The organism is Novilysobacter viscosus (assembly GCF_046600715.1).
Lineage (GTDB): Bacteria > Pseudomonadota > Gammaproteobacteria > Xanthomonadales > Xanthomonadaceae > Lysobacter_C > Lysobacter_C viscosus.
Genome location: NZ_JBJMAV010000007.1, coordinates 64,713 through 82,533 on the forward strand (window position 1 = coordinate 64,713; position 17,821 = coordinate 82,533).

The 17,821-nt window shown below is 70.6% G+C and carries 20 protein-coding genes and 1 pseudogene; 7 read left to right on the forward strand and 14 right to left on the reverse strand.

The window, feature by feature from the left end:
- Window positions 1-4 precede the first annotated feature (4 nt).
- Both ACJQWL_RS11325 and ACJQWL_RS11330 read left to right on the forward strand, forming a co-directional pair.
- Window positions 5-1,189 (forward strand): DesA family fatty acid desaturase, encoded by a 1,185-nt coding sequence (locus ACJQWL_RS11325; RefSeq protein WP_330969287.1) that lies wholly within the window; start codon window positions 5-7, stop codon window positions 1,187-1,189.
- 38 nt (window positions 1,190-1,227) lie between these two features.
- Window positions 1,228-1,590, forward strand: a complete 363-nt coding sequence (locus tag ACJQWL_RS11330) for an EF-hand domain-containing protein (protein WP_330969311.1) — start codon at window positions 1,228-1,230, stop codon at window positions 1,588-1,590.
- Between the two features lie 14 nt (window positions 1,591-1,604).
- Here the strand turns inward: ACJQWL_RS11330 and ACJQWL_RS11335 are convergent, their stop codons facing one another.
- On the reverse strand, window positions 1,605-1,985 hold the full coding sequence (locus ACJQWL_RS11335; RefSeq protein ID WP_330969288.1) for a hypothetical protein: 381 nt from the start codon (window positions 1,983-1,985) through the stop codon (window positions 1,605-1,607).
- A gap of 211 nt (window positions 1,986-2,196) precedes the next feature.
- On the opposite strand from ACJQWL_RS11335, the gene acs reads away from it, so the two are divergent.
- Complete coding sequence (acs, locus tag ACJQWL_RS11340) at window positions 2,197-4,179, forward strand: acetate--CoA ligase (RefSeq protein ID WP_330969289.1); 1,983 nt, start codon at window positions 2,197-2,199, stop codon at window positions 4,177-4,179.
- Window positions 4,180-4,216: 37 nt separating this feature from the next.
- Here acs and ACJQWL_RS11345 read toward each other — a convergent pair whose 3' ends face one another.
- From ACJQWL_RS11345 to ACJQWL_RS11375, 7 genes are all read right to left on the reverse strand, one after another.
- Window positions 4,217-4,537, reverse strand: a complete 321-nt coding sequence (locus tag ACJQWL_RS11345) for a hypothetical protein (protein ID WP_330969290.1) — start codon at window positions 4,535-4,537, stop codon at window positions 4,217-4,219.
- A 299-nt stretch (window positions 4,538-4,836) separates the two neighbouring features.
- Window positions 4,837-5,001, reverse strand: a complete 165-nt coding sequence (gene rpmG / locus ACJQWL_RS11350; RefSeq protein WP_330969291.1) for a 50S ribosomal protein L33 — start codon at window positions 4,999-5,001, stop codon at window positions 4,837-4,839.
- Window positions 5,002-5,011: 10 nt separating this feature from the next.
- The gene (rpmB, locus tag ACJQWL_RS11355) at window positions 5,012-5,248 is read right to left on the reverse strand and encodes a 50S ribosomal protein L28 (RefSeq protein WP_330969292.1); all 237 of its coding nucleotides are present in this window, start codon (window positions 5,246-5,248) and stop codon (window positions 5,012-5,014) included.
- A 286-nt stretch (window positions 5,249-5,534) separates the two neighbouring features.
- Entirely contained in the window at window positions 5,535-6,455 is a 921-nt protein-coding gene (locus ACJQWL_RS11360) for a ParB/RepB/Spo0J family partition protein (protein ID WP_330969293.1), read from the reverse strand.
- Entirely contained in the window at window positions 6,452-7,273 is an 822-nt protein-coding gene (locus tag ACJQWL_RS11365; RefSeq protein ID WP_330969294.1) for a ParA family protein, read from the reverse strand. The genes ACJQWL_RS11360 and ACJQWL_RS11365 overlap by 4 nt, the downstream gene beginning before the upstream one ends.
- A 165-nt stretch (window positions 7,274-7,438) precedes the next feature.
- Window positions 7,439-8,089 (reverse strand): 16S rRNA (guanine(527)-N(7))-methyltransferase RsmG, encoded by a 651-nt coding sequence (rsmG, locus tag ACJQWL_RS11370; RefSeq protein WP_330969295.1) that lies wholly within the window; start codon window positions 8,087-8,089, stop codon window positions 7,439-7,441.
- Window positions 8,090-8,116: 27 nt separating this feature from the next.
- On the reverse strand, window positions 8,117-8,647 hold the full coding sequence (locus ACJQWL_RS11375; RefSeq protein WP_411300903.1) for a 4'-phosphopantetheinyl transferase family protein: 531 nt from the start codon (window positions 8,645-8,647) through the stop codon (window positions 8,117-8,119).
- A gap of 263 nt (window positions 8,648-8,910) precedes the next feature.
- On the opposite strand from ACJQWL_RS11375, the gene ACJQWL_RS11380 reads away from it, so the two are divergent.
- Window positions 8,911-10,224, forward strand: coding sequence for an AMP-binding protein (locus tag ACJQWL_RS11380; RefSeq protein WP_411300914.1), 1,314 nt, complete (start codon window positions 8,911-8,913; stop codon window positions 10,222-10,224).
- 159 nt (window positions 10,225-10,383) lie between these two features.
- Entirely contained in the window at window positions 10,384-10,656 is a 273-nt protein-coding gene (locus tag ACJQWL_RS11385; protein ID WP_330969298.1) for a GlsB/YeaQ/YmgE family stress response membrane protein, read from the forward strand.
- 141 nt (window positions 10,657-10,797) lie between these two features.
- Here the strand turns inward: ACJQWL_RS11385 and xth are convergent, their stop codons facing one another.
- Window positions 10,798-11,580 carry an exodeoxyribonuclease III gene (gene xth / locus ACJQWL_RS11390; RefSeq protein WP_330969299.1) on the reverse strand — a complete coding sequence of 261 codons (783 nt, stop codon included), beginning with the start codon at window positions 11,578-11,580 and terminating at the stop codon, window positions 10,798-10,800.
- Between the two features lie 84 nt (window positions 11,581-11,664).
- Here xth and ltaE point away from each other — a divergent pair, with 84 nt between their 5' ends.
- The gene (gene ltaE, locus ACJQWL_RS11395) at window positions 11,665-12,681 is read left to right on the forward strand and encodes a low-specificity L-threonine aldolase (RefSeq protein ID WP_411300904.1); all 1,017 of its coding nucleotides are present in this window, start codon (window positions 11,665-11,667) and stop codon (window positions 12,679-12,681) included.
- On the opposite strand, the gene ACJQWL_RS11400 is transcribed toward ltaE, so the two are convergent.
- Window positions 12,682-14,103, reverse strand: a complete 1,422-nt coding sequence (locus ACJQWL_RS11400) for a coniferyl aldehyde dehydrogenase (protein WP_330969301.1) — start codon at window positions 14,101-14,103, stop codon at window positions 12,682-12,684.
- A gap of 81 nt (window positions 14,104-14,184) precedes the next feature.
- Between ACJQWL_RS11400 and ACJQWL_RS11405 the strand changes: the two genes are divergently transcribed.
- The gene (locus ACJQWL_RS11405; RefSeq protein ID WP_330969302.1) at window positions 14,185-14,727 is read left to right on the forward strand and encodes a gamma carbonic anhydrase family protein; all 543 of its coding nucleotides are present in this window, start codon (window positions 14,185-14,187) and stop codon (window positions 14,725-14,727) included.
- A gap of 246 nt (window positions 14,728-14,973) precedes the next feature.
- On the opposite strand, the pseudogene ACJQWL_RS11410 reads toward ACJQWL_RS11405, so the two are convergent.
- The 4 genes and pseudogenes from ACJQWL_RS11410 to ACJQWL_RS11425 all read right to left on the reverse strand — a co-directional run.
- Window positions 14,974-15,243, reverse strand: a pseudogene (locus tag ACJQWL_RS11410) (YkgJ family cysteine cluster protein); the annotation flags it as partial.
- Between the two features lie 34 nt (window positions 15,244-15,277).
- Window positions 15,278-16,123: a shikimate dehydrogenase gene (gene aroE, locus ACJQWL_RS11415; RefSeq protein ID WP_330969303.1), complete on the reverse strand. Its 846-nt coding sequence runs from the start codon at window positions 16,121-16,123 to the stop codon at window positions 15,278-15,280.
- A gap of 251 nt (window positions 16,124-16,374) precedes the next feature.
- A complete protein-coding gene (gene hemB, locus ACJQWL_RS11420) occupies window positions 16,375-17,364 on the reverse strand; it encodes a porphobilinogen synthase (protein ID WP_330969304.1) in 990 nt (329 codons plus the stop codon).
- Window positions 17,365-17,491: 127 nt separating this feature from the next.
- The gene (locus tag ACJQWL_RS11425; RefSeq protein WP_330969305.1) at window positions 17,492-17,740 is read right to left on the reverse strand and encodes a hypothetical protein; all 249 of its coding nucleotides are present in this window, start codon (window positions 17,738-17,740) and stop codon (window positions 17,492-17,494) included.
- Window positions 17,741-17,821 lie beyond the last annotated feature (81 nt).

The window sequence follows — 17,821 nt, forward strand, 5'->3', positions numbered from 1 at the left end:
CGCAATGCCCGCTTCCCTGATCGACTTCCTTGCCGGTGGCCTCGTGCAGGCCAGCCTCGCCACGCTCGCCATCTACTTCCTGGTCGCCACCCAGCTCACCATCTTCTCGGTGACGCTGTACCTGCATCGCTCGATGGCCCACCGCGCGGTGGACTTCCACCCTGCCATCGCCCACGTGTTCCGGTTCTGGACCTGGCTGACCACGTCGATGATCACCCGTGAGTGGGCGGCGATCCATCGCAAGCACCACGCCCGATGCGAGACCGAGGACGACCCGCACAGCCCGCAGGTCAAGGGCATCCGGACCGTGTTCTGGCGCGGGGTCGAGCTGTACCGGGAAGCACGCAGCGACCGCGAGTCGATCGAGAAGTACGGCAAGGGCTGCCCCGACGACTGGATCGAGCGCACGCTCTATACCCCGCACGCGACGCTGGGTCCGACCCTGCTGCTGTTCGTCAGCTTCGCGCTGTTCGGCTTCGCCGGCGTGGCGATCTGGGCGCTGCAGATGGCGTGGATCCCGTTCTGGGCCGCCGGCGTGGTCAACGGCCTGGGCCACTGGTGGGGCTACCGCAACTTCGAGAGCGCCGACACCTCCACCAACCTCACTCCGTGGGGCGTCTGGATCGGTGGTGAGGAGCTGCACAACAACCACCACGCGTTCCCCAGCTCGGCCAAGTTCGCGCTGCGCCGGTTCGAGTTCGACATCGGCTGGAGCACGATCAAGCTGCTGGAGAAGGTCGGCCTGGCCAAAGTGCTGCGCGTCGCCCCGTCGCTGGACGTACGCCCGAACATCGCCATGCCCGACGCCGAGACCCTGCGTGCGCTGCTGGCGATCCGCTTCCAGGCGATGACCGACTACTACCGCGGCGTGACCCTGCCCGCGCTGCGCGAGGGTCGCGACAAGCTGCCCCGCCAACTGCGCAAGGCGCTGGCCGATGGCGGCCGCTGGCTGGACGATGACAAGCGCGCGCGGCTGCAGGCGTGGATCGAGCAGAACCCGAAGATGGCCACCCTCGCGCAGTTCCGCGAGCGATTGGCGCAGGTGCTGGACGACCGCTCTCACGACGCCCAGGCCACGCTGCAGCGCCTGCACGCCTGGTGCGCCGAGGCCGAAGCCAGCGGGATCCAGGCGCTGGAGGAGTTCTCCCGGCGCCTGAAGGGGTATTCGCTGGCCCCGGCGCGGGCCTGAGCGCGACCGCGATGACCTCATCGCACGCCCGCCGGGCAATGGCCGATCACAGCCGCGCCGCGCGCGCCCGCGTCGGGCGGTACCTCGTGTCCGCCGCGCTGCTGGTGGCCTTCGCGTCGCAGGCCCAGGTCCGCGACACCGCGGCCTACCTGGCGCGCATGGATGCGGACGGTGACGGCTGGGTTTCGCTGGCCGAGTACCAGCACTGGATGGGGTACGCGTTCGAGCGCATGGACCTTGATGGCGACGGCACCCTGTCACCGCACGAGTTGCCGGGCGGGCGTGGCCGCGCGGTCACCCGGCAGGCGCACCTGGCTACCCTGGCCGATGCATTCCGTCGGCAGGACGTCAACGGCGACGGCGCCCTGGACGCGCGGGAACTGGCCGCCCCGCCCCAGTAGTGCCGCTGCGGCGGTCAGCGCTCCGGTGCCGACAGGGCGACCGTGTCGCTTCCATGCAACCACTCAAGCGCATCCCCGCGCCCGAAGAAGCGATGGAACGCGTAACCCCGTGCGCCCGCCAGCGTTTCCAGTGCCATGTTGAAGCGGCTGGTCTCGGGCCCGACGAATGCGATCCGGCATTGCCGCAGCATCTCGTCGGCCGCCAGCCTCGATGCGAATCCACTGACCCGCGCCAGCGGCTCGGCGGTCTGCCGGGCGTTGCTGAAGTCGATCAGGATGCGGCAGGGCGCGCCCTCGCCCAGCAGCGCACTGGTTTCCTTGAACGCGGCCTCGCGTTGCTCCACCGGGACGCAATCCCAGTAGCGCACGTCGATGATGCCGCGCAGTGTGTCCAACGTAACTCGATAGGCCATCGGTTCCCCCGCGGCCATCCTGCACGCCCGTCCATGACACCCGCAACCGGCGTCGCCACTCTGAACCGTTAAGCAAGAGGCACCCGGGTGCGTGCCTGTTGCAAACCGGTGCGGTGGACCGTTCCCGCCGGTGCGGGAGACTGCGGCGCCGTGCCTGCGGCACACTCGTGCACTGCCCACCCGGGAAAGCGCCATGAGCCACTCCGCCCCTGCCGTCCGCCCTGCCGTGCACCCTTTCGACGAGGCCTTTGCATCCACCGCACGCGTCACGCGTGCCGACTACGCGCGCGACTACGAGGCGTCGGTGCGCGACCCCGAGGCGTTCTGGGCGCGCATCGGGCAACGCCTGGACTGGATGACGCCGCCCACCACGATCCAGGACACCAGCTTCGACCCCGATGACTTCCGCATCCGCTGGTACGCGGACGGCGAACTCAACGCCAGCGTCAATTGCCTGGACCGGCACCTGTCTACGCGCGGCGACAAGACCGCGCTGGTGTTCGAGCACGACGACCCGGCCCTGTCGCCCGAGCACATCAGCTACCGCGATCTGCACGCCCGCGTGTGCCGGCTGGGCAACGCGCTGCGTGCGCTTGGCGTGCGCAAGGGCGACCGGGTCACCCTCTACCTGCCGATGATCCCCGAGGCCGTGGTCGCGATGCTGGCCTGCGCACGCATCGGCGCGATCCACTCGGTGGTGTTCGGCGGCTTCGCGCCGCAGTCGATCGCCGACCGCGTGTCCGACTGCGGCAGCAAGCTTGTCATCACCGCCGACGAGGGGCGACGCGGCGGCAAGCGCATCGCGCTCAAGGCCAACGTGGATGCCGCGCTCGCGCTGCCGGGCACCAACTCTGTGGAGACCGTTCTGGTGGTGCGCCATGCCGGTGCCGCGGTGGACATGCAGATGCCGCGCGACCGCTGGTTCGATGCGGTGGTCGACAGCCAGCCCGACACCTGCGAGCCAGAGCGGATGAATGCCGAGGACCCCCTGTTCATCCTCTATACCTCCGGCAGCACCGGCAAGCCAAAGGGCGTCCTGCACACCACCGGCGGGTACCTGGTGTACGCCAGCTACACCCACGAGTGCGTGTTCGACCTGCGCGAGGACGACGTGTACTGGTGCACCGCCGACGTCGGCTGGGTCACCGGACACAGCTACGTCGTCTACGGCCCGCTGGCCAATGGCGCGACCACGCTGGTGTTCGAAGGCGTGCCGGGTTTCCCGGACGCCTCGCGCTTCTGGCAGGTGGTGGACCGCCACAAGGTGACCGTCTTCTACACCGCGCCCACTGCGATCCGGGCGCTGATGCGCGAGGGCGACGGGCCGGTGGAAGCCACCTCGCGCGCCTCGCTCCGGCTGCTGGGGACGGTCGGCGAGCCGATCAACCCCGAGGCGTGGCGGTGGTACTACGAGGTGGTGGGCGACTCGCGCTGCCCGATCGTGGATACGTGGTGGCAGACCGAGACCGGCGGCATCCTGATCACCCCGTTGCCTGGGGCGACCGAGCTGAAGCCGGGCTCGGCGTCGAAGCCGTTCTTCGGGGTGCAGCCGGCACTGGTGGACGCCGAAGGCCAACTTCTGGAAGGCGAGGCCGAGGGCATGCTGGTGCTCACCGACTCCTGGCCGGGACAGATGCGTACCGTCTACGGCGACCATGGGCGTTTCATCGACACCTATTTCCGCACCTATCCCGGCCACTACTTCACCGGCGACGGCGCGCGACGGGATGCAGATGGCGACTGGTGGATCACCGGCCGGGTCGATGACGTGATCAACGTCAGTGGCCATCGGATCGGCACCGCCGAGGTGGAAAGCGCGCTGGTATCGCACCCGAAGGTGGCCGAAGCCGCGGTGGTGGGCTTCCCTCACGAACTCAAGGGGCAGGGCATCCATGCCTACGTCACGCTGTTCGCCGGCGAGGTGGCGGGAGACGATCTGCGCGCGGAACTGGTCGCGCACGTGCGCCGCCAGATCGGCCCGATCGCTACACCCGACCGCCTGCAATTGGCGCCGGGCCTGCCCAAGACCCGCAGCGGCAAGATCATGCGGCGCATCCTGCGCAAGATCGCAGAGTCGGGCTCAGCCGAATTGGACCCCGGGCAACTGGGCGACACCAGCACGCTGGCCGATCCGTCGGTGGTCGACCGGCTGGTCAGGGACCGGCGCGCGGACTGACCCAGCAGGCGGGGGCGTAGGAGCCGGGCGCGGCTGATCAGTGGGCGTGGGTCGAACCCGCGTGCACGGCGTGCTCGACGCCGGACGGGCGATCTTCCCGGGTCGGCGCCGTACTGATGACGCGGACGATGTAGCTCCAGAGGGCCAGGCAGGCCGTCAGCACCACCAGCCGCACCACGTTGACCGGGGCAAGGATCGCCTCGCGCATGGCGCTGATGTCCAGCCGTGCCTCGAAGACGAGCACGAACACCGTCAACAGGCCGATCGCCACCGCCGCGGCCACGCACGTCCAGAAGCACTCGCCTGCGCAGTAGGTGAGCCAGCTTCGTGGCTTGGCATCGGACGGGGCGGTACGCATGGGGATCGGCGGGTGCGGGAACTGAGGCACAGAATGGAAGCGCGGCGGTCACGGCGGTGTCGACGCGAGGCCCGCGCGGAGGTGTTTCCTGAGCCGATGGTCAGGGTGCAGACAGCTTCTGCTGCCCGGGAGGTCGCGCCTCCGGGGGCCCAAGGCTCCACCCCTCAGCCCGAAGCCCGGCAGGAGGCGATACGGGTGGGCATAAAGAAAGCCCACCTTGCGGTGGGCTTCCAGGTTCCGCTTGCGCGGGAAATGACGCGTTGGAGGGCGATCGCGCTATGCGCAACCGCGCCACTGCATCACTTGATCTTGCCTTCCTTGTAGACCACGTGCTTGCGGACGACGGGATCGTACTTCTTGATCTCCATCTTGCCCGGGGTGTTCTTCTTGTTCTTGTCGGTGGTGTAGAAGTGGCCGGTGTTGGCCGTCGAGATCAGGCGGATCTTGTCGCGCTTGGAAGCCATCGGTCAGTCCTCAGATCTTTTCGCCGCGGGCACGGAGATCGGCGATCACGGCATCGATGCCGTTCTTGTCGATGGTGCGCAGGGCCTTGGTGGAAACACGCAGCTTGATCCAGCGGTTTTCGCTGGCAACCCAGAACCGGCGCTCGTGCAGGTTCGGGAGGAAGCGGCGGCGGGTCTTGTTCATGGCGTGCGAGACGTTGTTGCCGGTCGTCGTTCGCTTGCCAGTGACTTGGCATACTCGGGACATGTGCACCTCGAAAAGGATGTTGGGCTTCCCTTGGCCAGGGAGGCGGCGGCCCCGCCGCCCAGGGCGGCACGCGATGCGGGAGACAGCCCTGACGCCGTCCGGCAGGCCGGTTGGAGCATCAGGCGGGTGCGTCGGGCGGGCCCGGAATCGCGTTCCCGGGCGCGCCGGCGGCGACCCGGAAGGGCGGCCAGACGCAGCGAGCCGCGCATTATGCGGGCCTTTCCCTTTGCCCGCAAGCACTTAGCAAGGGGCTATCCGGCGCGGGAGTCACGCCGGCAGGCGGCCTTCAGGCGGACGGGCCGCGCAGCTTCTCCAGCACGCCTTCCAGCGAGTCCAGGTCGCTGTAGTGGATCACCAGGCGGCCCTTGCCGCCGCGGCCGTGCAGCACGTTGACCTTGGTATTGAGCGACTCGGCCAGTTCACGCTCGAGGCTGACGATGTCGGCCTGCGGCTTGGCCCGGACCGGCTTGCTGCGCTTGCCGGCAGGCAGCTTGCCCAGCGCGAACTGCTGGGCCCGGTGCTCGACCTCGCGCACCGACCAGCCGTGCTCGGCGGCATCGGCTGCCAGCTTGGCGGCCAGGTCGGGCGCCAGGGTCAGCAGTGCACGGGCATGGCCCATCTCCAGCCGGCGCGACTCGACCAGCGCCCGGATCGCCGGGGGCAGCTCCAGCAGCCGCAGCAGGTTGGACACCGCTGCGCGCGAACGCCCCACCGCACCGGCGGCCTGGGCGTGGGTCAGGTCGAACTCGTCGATCAGCCGCTGCAGCGCATTGGCTTCCTCCAGTGGATTGAGGTCCTCGCGCTGGATGTTCTCGATCAGCGCCATCGCCACCACGGTGCGGTCGTCGACCTCGCGCACCACCACCGGCACCTCGTCCAGGCCCGCCAGCTTGCTCGCCCGCCAGCGGCGCTCGCCGGCGATGATCTCGTAGGTGCGCCCGCCGTGGTCGGCGATCTCGCGGACCACGATGGGCTGGATCACGCCCTGGGCCTTGATCGACTCGGCCAGCTCGGCCAGCTTGTCCTCGTCCCAGTGCTTGCGCGGCTGGTACTTGCCCGCGGTCAGGGCGTCCACCGGAAGCGAGTGCAGGGTGTCGCCGGGCGCGGCTTCCAGTGCCGGGGCTTCGCTCTTCGGGCCCAGCAGCGCCTCCAGGCCACGGCCGAGCCCACGCTTCTTGGCGGCCGATGCGGTCTTGGCGGCGCTCATGCCGGGGTCTCCTGTGCGGTGGATGTCGGGGTGGCGGCCCGGGTGGCCTGGTCGCGCTCGCGCTGCCGGCGCAGTACTTCGCCGGCCAGCCCCAGGTAGGCGATGCCGCCACGGCTGGCCTTGTCGTAGCCGACGATGCTCTGGCCGTGGCTGGGCGCTTCGGCCAGGCGCACGTTGCGCGGCACGATGGTGCGGAACACGCGGTCGCCGAAATGGTTGGTGAGCTCGGCCGAGACCGCGTTGGCCAGGTTGTTGCGCACGTCGAACATGGTGCGCAGCACGCCTTCGATTTCCAGCGCGGGGTTGAGCCGCCCGCGCATGCCCTCGATGGTGTCCAGCAGCGCGCTCACGCCTTCCAGCGCGTAGTACTCGCACTGCATCGGCACGATGATCGAGTCGGCGGCGGTCAGCGCGTTGATCGTCAGCAGCGACAGCGCCGGCGGGCAGTCGATGAGGATGAAGTCGTACTCGTCGGCGATCGGCGCCAGCGCGCGCTTGAGGCGCTGCTCGCGGTCGTCCTCGCCCATCAGCCGGATCTCGGCGGCGGTCAGGTCGATGTTGCCCGGCAGCAGGTCGAAGTCCTCCGAGGTGCGCACGCGCGCGGTGGCCGCGTCGCTTTCGCCCAGCAGCACCTCGTAGACCGAGTCCCCGAGTTCGCGCTTGTTGACGCCCGCACCCATGGTCGCGTTGCCCTGCGGATCCAGGTCGACCAGCAGCACCTTCTTGGGCGTGCGCGCCAGCGCGGCGGCCAGGTTGACCGCGGTGGTGGTCTTGCCGACCCCGCCCTTCTGGTTGGCGACGGCGATGATGCGGGCCATGCGGCTCGTCCCCTGTAGTGGCCGGCGCTGCGGCGGCGGCGTGCGAAGCGGACGGCCCGCGCGGGGCGCGGGCCGGACCGGGGATTATGCCCGCGGCGGGCCGGCCTTGCCGAACGCGTGCGCAAGCGGCGCTGGCCGCGCCCGCCGCGGCGCGTCCCGGGGGCGTCAGGACCGGCGCACCACCACCAGGTGGCGCTGCGCCGGCAGGCCGGGTACGTGCAGGGCATGCACGGCGTCGACCCCCCAGCCGTCGGGCAGGGCGGCGATCTCCTCGTCCGGCACCACGCCCTTCATTGCCAGAAGCACGCCGCCGGGCCTGAGCAGCGGCCCGCCCCATTCCACCAGCAGGGGCAGCGTCGCCAGCGCGCGGGCGGTGATCGCATCGAACGCGCCCGGCCGGTCCAGGGCCTCGATGCGCGACTCGGCCACCTCGACGTCGGCCAACCGCAGCTGGCGCACGGCCTCGCGCATGAAGCGTGCCTTCTTGCCGGCGCTCTCCACCAGGGTGACCCGCAGGCCCGGCTTGGCGATCGCCAGTGGGATGCCGGGCAGGCCGGCGCCGGTGCCCAGGTCGGCCAGTGCACCGCCGGCGCCGGCCAGCGCGTCCACGAAGGGGTGCATCGCCAGCGAATCAAGCAGGTGCTTGGTGACCATCTCGTGCGGATCGCGCACGGCCGTCAGGTTGTAGGTGCGGTTCCAGCGCAGCAGCAGCGCGAGGTAGTCGAGCAGCGGCGCATCGAGCGCCGGATCCAGTTCGAGTTCGGCCAGCCCCGCGCGCAGAAGGGGGGCGAGGTCGGGGGGAAGGGGCGTGTCCATGACCGGACAGTATCGCCGCAGCCGCGGTCAGCCGGCCACGCGCGGGCGCCACGCCAGCGCGCCGATGTAGCCGGGGGATGGCACCAGCTCCCGCAGGTGCCAATCGCGGGCTAGGCCGAGCGCGGGATCGCAGTCGCGCAACACCAGGCCGCCGCCGGCGTCCTCGAAGCGCAGCCGGTGCAGGCCGAACGACAGGCCGTGGCCGTGCGCTTTCAACACCGCCTCCTTGGCGCACCACAGGCGCAGGAATGCAAGGTCCCGATCATCCCCTGCCGCTTGTGTGGCCAGCCAATCGGCCTCGCCGGGGGTGAAGTAGCGTGCCGCCACCGCCAGCGCGCGCGGACGGGGTCGCAGCCGCTCCATGTCGATGCCGACTGCCACGTGCTCACCCAGGGCCACCAGCAGGCCCTCGCCGCTGTGGCTCCAGTTGCAGTCGTGGCATCCGCGGGGCGTGCACAGCAGGGGCCGTCCGCGCGCGTCGCGCTGCATCGTCACTGGCCCTTCCTCGCCTGCCAGCCGGGTCTCCAGCCAGGCTTGCGCCTGTGCCTGGGGAGGCACGCCGGGCTGGCGGGCCTGCCATGCCCAAGCCGGGACCGGGCCCGCGACGGGTTGGGGAGTCGATGGCATGGGGGCGGGCGGGCGGTGGCGGAACAGGCAGCGTAAGCTACCCCGGAGCGCGGCCGCGACCGCGCCCACAGGGGGCGGCGAAGGACCGGCAACACCGGGCATCGCCGCGAACACGGACCGCAACCGGCCACGCAACCATGTCAGCGGTGATCGACACCGGCCACGCCGGCCCGCCACGACGCCGGGCCTCGCCCATGACCGTGGGCCACGCCTCGCGCGCGATCGCGTTCGATGGCAGCGGGGAGCGCCCGCTCGCGCAGTTCCATGCCGAGGTCCGCGGTCTTGCCGCGCTGCTGCCCGATGCCGCCTATGCGGTCAACCTGTGCGACGACCGCTATCGCTTCCTGGTCGCCTTCTGCGCGGCGGCACTGCGCGGCCAGGCCACGTTGCTGCCGCCCTCGCGCGCGCCCCGGGTGGTCGAAGAGGTGCTGGCCCAGCACCCGGGGGCGTACTGCCTGGGCGACGTGCCGCTCGCGCCCCAGCCCCCCCGCTACCTGCGCCTGCCCGATCCGTTGCCCCAGTGCGACGGCGCGCTGCCGATGCTCGAGGACGACGCGCTGGTCGCGATCGGCTTCACTTCCGGCAGCACCGGCCAACCGCGACCCAACCCCAAGACCTGGGCCGCATTCCGCGCCAGCACGGCGCAGAACCTGGCGGCCCTGTCCGACCTGCTGGCGCCGCACGGCAGCACCCATGTGGTCGCCACGGTGCCGCCACAGCACATGTACGGCATGGAGATGTCGGTGCTGTTGCCGCTGCTGGGGCCGGTCGCGCTCCACGGTGCGCGGCCCTTCTTCCCGGGTGACGTGGCGCGCGTGCTGGCCGACTCGGCCACGCCGGCGCTGCTGGTGACCACGCCCGTGCACCTGCGTGCGCTGCTGGAATCCGGCGTCACCCTGCCACCGATGGCCGGCATCGTCTCGGCCACCGCGCCCCTGCCGGCCGCGCTGGCCCGGTCGGCCGAGGCGCGCTTCGGCTGCGAGGTGCGCGAGCTGTTCGGCTCGACCGAAACGTGCATCTTTGCCCGCCGGCGCACCGCCATCGACGATGCCTGGACCCTGCTGCCCGGCGTACAGCTGTCGCCGCAACCCGACGGCACCGCCGTGCATGCACCGCACCTGCCCCAGCCGGTTTCGCTGGCCGACCTGGTGGAGCTGCTGGACGACGGACGCTTCTTGCTGCGTGGACGTAGCGCCGACCTGCTGGAGATCGCCGGCAAGCGCGCGTCACTGGGCGACCTCACCCGCAAACTGCTTGCCGTGCCGGGGGTGGTGGATGGCGTCGTATTCCAGGCCGAGGCGGCTGACGAGGCCGGCATCCGGCGCGTGGTGGCGCTGGTGGTGGCGCCCGGGTTGGACGAGGCGCAGGTGCTGCGCGGGCTGCGCGGGGGGATCGACCCGGTGTTCCTGCCGCGACCGTTGCGCTGCGTTGCAGCATTGCCCCGCAACGAAACCGGCAAGCTGCCGCGCGATGCACTGGCCGCGCTGCTGGCGTCCCCGTCCACCTGAGCGCGTCGCCTGTACGGGGCCGGACGGAGCCCCGCCGGGTGAGTGCCGCGCGAACGCACGAACCCCCACATCCCCGTCACACGGGCCTCGCAAGACTGTCTACGCCCCTACGCAGGGGAGCACGAATCCCTACTGACCGGACTTAAGGAGACACACGCGATGGGTATCATCATTTGGTTGATCGTTGGCGGCATCATCGGCTGGATTGCCAGCATGATCATGAAGACCGATGGCCAGCAGGGCATCATCTTGAACGTCATCGTCGGCATCGTCGGCGCATTCTTGGGTGGCTGGGTCGGCGGCATGCTGGGTATCGGCGGCGCGGACATCAACGACGGCGACTTCAGCCTGTCGGGCCTGCTGCTGTCCCTGGTGGGCGCGGTCGTGCTGCTGGCGATCGTCAACCTGTTCCGTCGTGGCCGCGTGCGCTAAGCACCGCCGCTACATCGGACACGCGAAGGCCCGGCATCGCCGGGCCTTCCTTGTTTTCGGGGCAGGGAGTGGGAATACGCCGATCCCGCACCGCTCACGTGGCCGGACTGGCCGCCCCGTCCCCGTTCCCCGTTATTCCCGTCAACCCAGTTCCACCCACGCGGGGGCGTGGTCACTGGGCCGGTCCCAGGTGCGCGGCTCGCGGTCGATGCCGGCGCCGCTGCAGCGTTCGCGCAGCGCGTCCGATACCAGGGTGAGGTCGATCCGCAGGCCCATGTCGCGACGGAAGGCGGCCTGCCGGTAGTCCCACCAGCTGAAGACACCGCCCTCGTCGTGGTGCAGGCGGTAGGCGTCGTGCAGGCCGAGGCTGCACAGCTTGGCCAGCGCCTCGCGTTCGGCGGTCGAAGTCAGGATGTGGTGCTCGTTCCAGACCGAGGGGTCATGCACGTCGCGCTCATCGGGGGCGATATTGAAGTCACCCAGCACCACCAGCCTGGGGTGGGCACGCAGCTCGTTCTCCAGCCAGCCATGCACCGCCTCCAGCCAGCGCAGCTTGTAGGCGTACTTCTCGGCGCCCACGTCCTGGCCGTTGACCACGTACAGATTGACCACCCGCAGGTCACCCACGGTCGCGGCGATGACCCGTTTCTGCTCGTCGTGGAAACCGGGGATGCCCACCTGGACGTCGGCGGCGGGCATGCGCGAAAGGATCGCCACCCCGTTGTAGGTCTTCTGCCCGGCAAACACACTGCGATAGCCCAGTTCGGCCAGTGCCGCGTCCGGGAAGCGGGCGTCCTCCAGCTTGGTTTCCTGCAGCCCCACGATGTCGGGGCCGGCATCGCCGAGCCATTGCTGCAGGTGCGGCAGGCGCACGTTGAGCGAGTTGACGTTCCAGCTGGCGATCTTGGTCGGCGTCGAGGTCATCGGCGAAGTCTAGTCCAGCACCCCGAGCCAGGCTGGCCCGGGCTGGCATGATCGGATGCTGGCCCCCGACGAGTACACCGCGCGATGCCCAACGACTGGATCGACCTGCGCAGCGACACCGTCACCCGACCGACCGTTGCGATGCGCGCGGCGATGGCGTCGGCCGAGGTCGGCGACGATGTCTACGGCGAGGACCCGACGGTCAATGCCCTGCAGGAGCGGCTGGCGGGCGAACTGGGGTTCGACGCCGCGCTGTTCGTGCCCAGCGGCACCCAGTCCAACCTGGTGGGACTGTTGGCCCACTGCGCGCGCGGCGACGAATACATCGTCGGCATGGACGCGCACACCTACAAGTACGAGGGCGGTGGCGCGGCGGTGCTGGGCGGGATCCAGCCGCAGCCATTGGCGCACGCGACCGACGGCACGCTGCCGCTGGACGCGGTGGAGGCGGCGATCAAGCCCGACGATGCGCACTTCGCCCGCACCCGCCTGCTGTGCCTGGAAAACACCTGGCACGGCCGTGCCATGCCCTTGCAGTACCTGGCCGAGGCACGTGCGCTGTGCGAGCGGCGCGGGTTGGCACTGCACCTGGATGGCGCGCGGGTGTTCAACGCCGCGGTAGAGCAGGAGGTGCCGGTGCGGGAGATCGCGCGCCACTTCGACAGCGTGTCGGTATGCCTGTCCAAGGGACTGGGGGCGCCGGTGGGCTCGGTGCTGCTGGGGTCCTCGCACCTGGTCGCGCAGGCGCGGCGCTGGCGCAAGGTCACCGGTGGCGGGATGCGCCAGTCGGGGCTGCTGGCGGCTGCCGCGCTGCACGCCCTGGACCACCACGTTTCACGGTTGGCGGACGACCACGACCGGGCGGCGCGACTGGCCTCGGCGCTGCAGGCGCTGGGCGTGGCCGTGAGCGGTCGGCACACCAACATGGTGTTCGTGCAGGTAGCGCCGGACTCGGCCGGGCAGCTGGTCGCGCACATGGCCGACGCGGGCATCCGGCTGTCGCCCGGCAGCGGTGGCACGCTGCGCCTGGTGCTGCACCTGGATGTCGACGACGCCGGGTTGAAGCGGGTGGTCGAGGCCTGGTCCGGCTTCAACGGATAGCTAGCGCGCCAGCCAGCGGATCACCCGGTCGGCCATGCCGCGGTACGGCGGCTTGAGCAGGTCGCTGCCCGCCCAGCGCCGCTGGTGGAACACCGGCAGCTGCTTGCTGAAGGTGTCGAACCCGTGGCGGCCGTGGATGGCGCCGATGCCGCTGGCGCCGATGCCGCCAAAGGGCAGTCCGTGCACGCCGAAGTGGATCAGGGTGTCGTTGACGGTGACGCCCCCGGCCAGGGTCGCACCCAGGATGCGCTCGATCGCATCGCGGTCGAACCCGAACGGATACAGCGCCAGCGGCCGGTCCAGCGCGTTGATGCGGTCGATGGCCTCGTCCAGCGTGTCGTAGGCCAGCACCGGCAGGATCGGCCCGAAGATCTCCTCGCGCATCAAGGGCGCGTCGGCAGGCGGGTCGATCACCAGCGCGGGCGGCATCAGCCGCTCGTACGCGGCGAACCCGGCGTCGGCACCCAGCGGTTCGAGTACCCGCAGGCCGCGCTGGCGTGCATCGTCGAGATACCCGCGCAGCCGCTGGACCTGTCCGTCATTGATGATCCGGGTGTAGTCCGGTGATTGCGCGAGCTCGCCATAGCGGGCGCGCAGCTCGCCCTCCAGCGCCTCGGCCAGCGCATCGCGCTGGCTGCGATGGACCAGGACGTAATCCACGCCGATGCAGGTCTGGCCTGCGTTGAACCACTTGCCGGTGGCGATGCGCGCCGCCGCCAGTCCGACCGGAAAGCCTTCGCACACCAGCGCCGGCGACTTGCCGCCCAACTCCAGCGTGACCGGGGTCAGGTGGGGCGCGGCGGCGGCCATGACCTTGCGGCCCACCGCGGTCGAGCCGGTGAACAGCAGGTGGTCGAAGGGCAGGGCGGAAAACCGTGCCGCGACCTCGCTGCCGCCCAGCGCGACCGCCACCCGGTCGGCGGGGAACACGTCGGCCAACAGCTGGCGCATCCACGCGCTGGTCCGGGGACTGTGCTCGGACGGCTTGAGGTAGACGTGGTTGCCGGCGGCTATGGCCGAGACCAGTGGCATCAGCGCCAGGTTCACCGGGTAGTTCCAGGGCGAGAGGATGCCGACCACGCCAACCGGCTCGCGTCGAAGCTCGGCGCGGCCGGGCCAGAAACGCCAGCCCGCGGCCACGCGCCGGGTCCGCATCCAGCGCCGCAGGTGGCGCAGCGCGTGGGCGATCTCGGCCTGCACCACCATCGCCTCTGAGATCAGGTTCTCGTGCTCGCTGCGGTGGCCGAAGTCGGCCTCGATCGCGGCGTTCATGGCCGGCAACTGCTCGCGCAGTGCATCGCGAAGGCGTTCGAGATCACCGCGGCGCTGGGCCTCGTCGGGTTTGCGTGCCCCCCATGCGGTCCGCAGCCGGCGGTGGGTGGCCTCGAGCTGGTCGGGGGTGGTATCGGCGACGGTGTCCATGGCGCCAGTGTAGGCCGCGGCTACGTGCGACGCGGACAAAGGCCGGATGTGGCCACCGGGCGGGCGCACTAGAATCACGCCATGAATCTGCGACCCTACCTTGACCAGCGTCCCCGCCTGGGCGCTCGCGTGTACGTCGACCCCGCCGCCAGCGTCATCGGCGACGTGGAACTGGCCGACGATGTCTCGATCTGGCCCGGCTGCGTGGTCCGCGGCGACGTCAACTTCATCCGCATCGGCGCGCGCACCAATATCCAGGACGGCACCGTGGTCCATGTCAGCCACGACGGCCCGCACGCCCGGCTCGGCGGCTTCGCCACGGTGATCGGCGAGGACGTGACCATCGGCCACAAGGCGATCGTGCACGCCTGCCGCATCGGCGATGCGGCATTGATCGGCATGGGCGCGATCGTGCTCGACGGTGCGGTGGTGGAACCCCACGGCTTCGTCGGCGCCGGCGCGGTGGTGCCGCCCGGCAAGACCGTCGGCCGCGGCGAGCTGTGGCTGGGCAACCCGGCGCGCAAGGTGCGCATGCTGTCGGAGGCGGATATCGAAGGGTTGTACTACTCGGCGCAGCACTACGTGCGCTTGAAGAACCGGTACCTGGGGATCGACGCGGCCTGAGGCGCAATGCCGGTCCTGCCGGAGCGGCTGCAGCCGCGATGCTCTTTCCCCTCGGTACGAAAGTCCGGGGGCCTTTTGTAGGAGCGACGTGAGTCGCGACCCACCGGCCGCCCGGGTTGCGATCGCGACTCACGTCGCTCCTACAACGGCCTCGGCTTCATGCTCATGCCGTGGCACGGGTGCCGAAGGGCTTCGCGGCTGAAGCCGCTCCTGCAGTGGCGTTGGGTCCACCAGCAGCGACACCTCGGGCCGGGTGAGCGTTTCCAGTTCCGCCAGCCGCGCCAGGGCATCGCCGCGGTCGCGGCCGCACATGTCGTCGGAGGGGCGCAGCGACGCACAAAAGGCGGGCCGTTCGGCTCGACCGAACAGCTGGCAGCGCAGGTGGTCGTCCAGTTGCACGCAGGGAATGCCGGCGGGCTTTCCGTGCGGCATGCCCGGGATCGGCGAGGTGATCGACGGTGCGATGCAGCAGGCGGCGCAGCCGGTGCGACAGTCAGGAGCGGGCCGGGTGTTCACATCGACGCCTGCAACGCGTGACCGTAACGCCGATTCAATCGGCGGTGACCAGCACGTCCTGCTGCTCGCGCAGCATTGCGTATACCGGGTCCGTGTCCGGATGCACGCCGTGCCAGCGAAGGAAGCTCTCGGCCGCCTGCTCGACCAGCATGCCGAGGCCGTCGATGGTCCGGTCGGCGCCCGATGCACGCGCCCACGACAGGAACCCGATCGCCGCCTCGCCGTAGCTCAGGTCGACCGCGTCGCCGCGCGGTGCGAACAGGCCGCCGGGCAGGTCCAGCGGGGTGCCGACGCGCGCGGCCGAGGTCGCATTGATCACCAGGTCGAACACGCCCAGGGTGCCGACGTCGCTGAGGTAGCGCGGGTGCACGCGGCCGGGCTCGCCGAGCGCGTCGGCGAGCGCATCGACGTGGCTGCCGGTGCGGTTGACGATGAACAGGTCTTCCACGCCTGCGTCCAACAACGCCGGGGCGACCCCGTGGGCGGCCCCGCCCGCCCCGATCAGCAGGGCACGGCGCCCGCGCAGGTCCTGGCCGTGGCGCTCGGTGAGATCGCGCACCAGGCCGGCGCCATCGGTGTTGTCGCCTTCCCAGCCGGTGTTCGTGCGGACCAGCGTGTTGACCGCGCCGGCGCGACGGGCTCGCTCGCTCAGGTGCTGGCAGATGGCGGCGGCGCGTGCCTTGTGCGGCAGGGTGACATTCGCGCCGCGGCCGCCCTCGGCGGCGAACTCCGCCAGCACTGCGTCGAAGCGCCCGCAACCGGCGTCGATCGCGGTGTACTCCAGCGCGATGCCGGTCTGCTGGCCGAATGCGGCATGGATGCGGGGCGACAGCGAGTGGGCCACGGGGTGGCCGATCACGGCGTAGCGGACTCGGGACATCGGACACCTCGCTGGACGGATGGGAGGCACGGGGCCCGGGCCGGCACGCTTGGACCGGGGCCGCGGCGACGACCTGCACGACACGCCGCGCCGCGGCGCTTTGAGTCTACCCGGCCGCGCACCGGCGCCGGCGCGGCCCGCGCAGTGATCGAAGCCGCCACGCGCGCACGGCCCGGGGCGCAGGCAGCGGCGTGCGTCTCGCACCACGGCGGACGATGGTTGCGTCCGCCCACGTGGTGACCCGCCGCACCTCAGCCCTCGCGAAGCCAGCGGGCGGCATCCATCGCGTAGTAGGTCAGCACCGCATCGGCACCGGCGCGCCGGATCGACACCAGCGCCTCCAGCGCGCAGGCGCGTTCGTCGAGCCAGCCGTTCTGCGCAGCGGCCTTGAGCATCGCGTACTCGCCACTGACCTGGTAGACGAAGGTCGGCACGCCAAAGGCATCCTTCACCCGCCGCACGATGTCCAGGTACGGCAGGCCCGGCTTGACCATCACCATGTCGGCCCCTTCGTCCAGGTCGAGTTCGACCTCGCGCAGCGCCTCGTCGGTGTTGGCCGGGTCCATCTGGTAGGTGGTCTTGTCGGCCTTGCCCAGCGCCGAAGCGCTGCCGACCGCGTCGCGGAACGGGCCGTAGAACGCGCTGGCGTACTTGGCGCTGTAGGCCAGGATGCGGGTGTGGACGTGGCCGTCCATCTCCAGCGCACCGCGCACCTGGCCGATGCGCCCGTCCATCATGTCGCTGGGGGCGACGATGTCGGCACCGGCGGCCGCGTGCGACAGCGCCTGCCGGACCAGCGCCTCGACGGTGGCGTCGTTGAGCACGTAGCCGGCGTCATCCAGCAGGCCGTCCTGGCCGTGCGAGGTGTACGGGTCCAGCGCGACGTCGGTGATCACGCCCAGCTGCGGGAAGCGCTGCTTGAGCGCGACCACCGCACGCTGCACCAGCCCGTCGTCGGCCCAGGCCGCCTCGGCGGTGGTCGACTTGGCGTCGGGCGCGGTGACCGGGAACAGCGCCAGTGCCGGGATGCCGAGCCCGCTGGCCTGCTCGGCCACGCGCAACAGGTCGTCGATGCCGATGCGCTCCACGCCCGGCATCGAGGCGACCTGCTCGCGCTGCGCGTGTTCGTGCACGAACACCGGGTAGATGAGGTCGTCGGCGGTCAGGACCGTCTCGCGCATCAACCGGCGCGAGAACCCGTCGCGGCGCATCCGCCGCGGGCGCGTGTAGGGGTAGCTCATGGAGCGCGATTCTACGCCCGGGCCGGCGGTGGGGCCGCGTCGCGCCTGGATCGGCGCCAACAACAAAGCCGGGCATTGCCCGGCTTCCCGTTTCGTTCCTGCACGTGATCGTGCAGGGGGGGCGAGCTCAGATCACCCCGCCGCCCAGGCTCAGCCGGGCGATGCCGACCACGATCACGATCGCATTGAGCACCAGGCCGGCCTTGGCGCGGCCCCGGTTCTCGGACCGGGTGATGGCGATGCCGATGGCGCCGATGATCGCCCCGATGGCGGCGAACGGGATCAGGAACCAGTTGCCCCACCCCAGCAACGGGATCAGCGCGATCACCATCCAGACCATCGCGACGATGCCCCACAGCAGGCTGATCAGCCCCATCGTGTCTCCTCCACTCCCGGCCGGTGCGGCCTTCGATGCGCCAAGACTAGTGGCTGCGGGGCCGCCTGCAAAACGCGGCGC

Excerpts from the sequence above, each read along its gene's own strand:
- hemB (WP_330969304.1), bottom strand. The coding sequence starts at position 17,364 with ATGAGCTACCCCTACACGCGCCCGCGGCGGATGCGCCGCGACGGGTTC.
- ACJQWL_RS11325 (WP_330969287.1), top strand. The coding sequence starts at position 5 with ATGCCCGCTTCCCTGATCGACTTCCTTGCCGGTGGCCTCGTGCAGGCC.
- acs (WP_330969289.1), top strand. The coding sequence starts at position 2,197 with ATGAGCCACTCCGCCCCTGCCGTCCGCCCTGCCGTGCACCCTTTCGAC.
- ACJQWL_RS11405 (WP_330969302.1), top strand. The coding sequence starts at position 14,185 with ATGAATCTGCGACCCTACCTTGACCAGCGTCCCCGCCTGGGCGCTCGC.
- ACJQWL_RS11385 (WP_330969298.1), top strand. The coding sequence starts at position 10,384 with ATGGGTATCATCATTTGGTTGATCGTTGGCGGCATCATCGGCTGGATT.
- rpmB (WP_330969292.1), bottom strand. The coding sequence starts at position 5,248 with ATGTCCCGAGTATGCCAAGTCACTGGCAAGCGAACGACGACCGGCAAC.
- aroE (WP_330969303.1), bottom strand. The coding sequence starts at position 16,123 with ATGTCCCGAGTCCGCTACGCCGTGATCGGCCACCCCGTGGCCCACTCG.
- ACJQWL_RS11345 (WP_330969290.1), bottom strand. The coding sequence starts at position 4,537 with ATGCGTACCGCCCCGTCCGATGCCAAGCCACGAAGCTGGCTCACCTAC.
- ACJQWL_RS11360 (WP_330969293.1), bottom strand. The coding sequence starts at position 6,455 with ATGAGCGCCGCCAAGACCGCATCGGCCGCCAAGAAGCGTGGGCTCGGC.
- ACJQWL_RS11330 (WP_330969311.1), top strand. The coding sequence starts at position 1,228 with ATGGCCGATCACAGCCGCGCCGCGCGCGCCCGCGTCGGGCGGTACCTC.
- ACJQWL_RS11425 (WP_330969305.1), bottom strand. The coding sequence starts at position 17,740 with ATGGGGCTGATCAGCCTGCTGTGGGGCATCGTCGCGATGGTCTGGATG.
- ACJQWL_RS11380 (WP_411300914.1), top strand. The coding sequence starts at position 8,911 with ATGACCGTGGGCCACGCCTCGCGCGCGATCGCGTTCGATGGCAGCGGG.
- xth (WP_330969299.1), bottom strand. The coding sequence starts at position 11,580 with ATGACCTCGACGCCGACCAAGATCGCCAGCTGGAACGTCAACTCGCTC.
- ltaE (WP_411300904.1), top strand. The coding sequence starts at position 11,665 with ATGCCCAACGACTGGATCGACCTGCGCAGCGACACCGTCACCCGACCG.
- rpmG (WP_330969291.1), bottom strand. The coding sequence starts at position 5,001 with ATGGCTTCCAAGCGCGACAAGATCCGCCTGATCTCGACGGCCAACACC.
- ACJQWL_RS11400 (WP_330969301.1), bottom strand. The coding sequence starts at position 14,103 with ATGGACACCGTCGCCGATACCACCCCCGACCAGCTCGAGGCCACCCAC.
- rsmG (WP_330969295.1), bottom strand. The coding sequence starts at position 8,089 with ATGGACACGCCCCTTCCCCCCGACCTCGCCCCCCTTCTGCGCGCGGGG.
- ACJQWL_RS11365 (WP_330969294.1), bottom strand. The coding sequence starts at position 7,273 with ATGGCCCGCATCATCGCCGTCGCCAACCAGAAGGGCGGGGTCGGCAAG.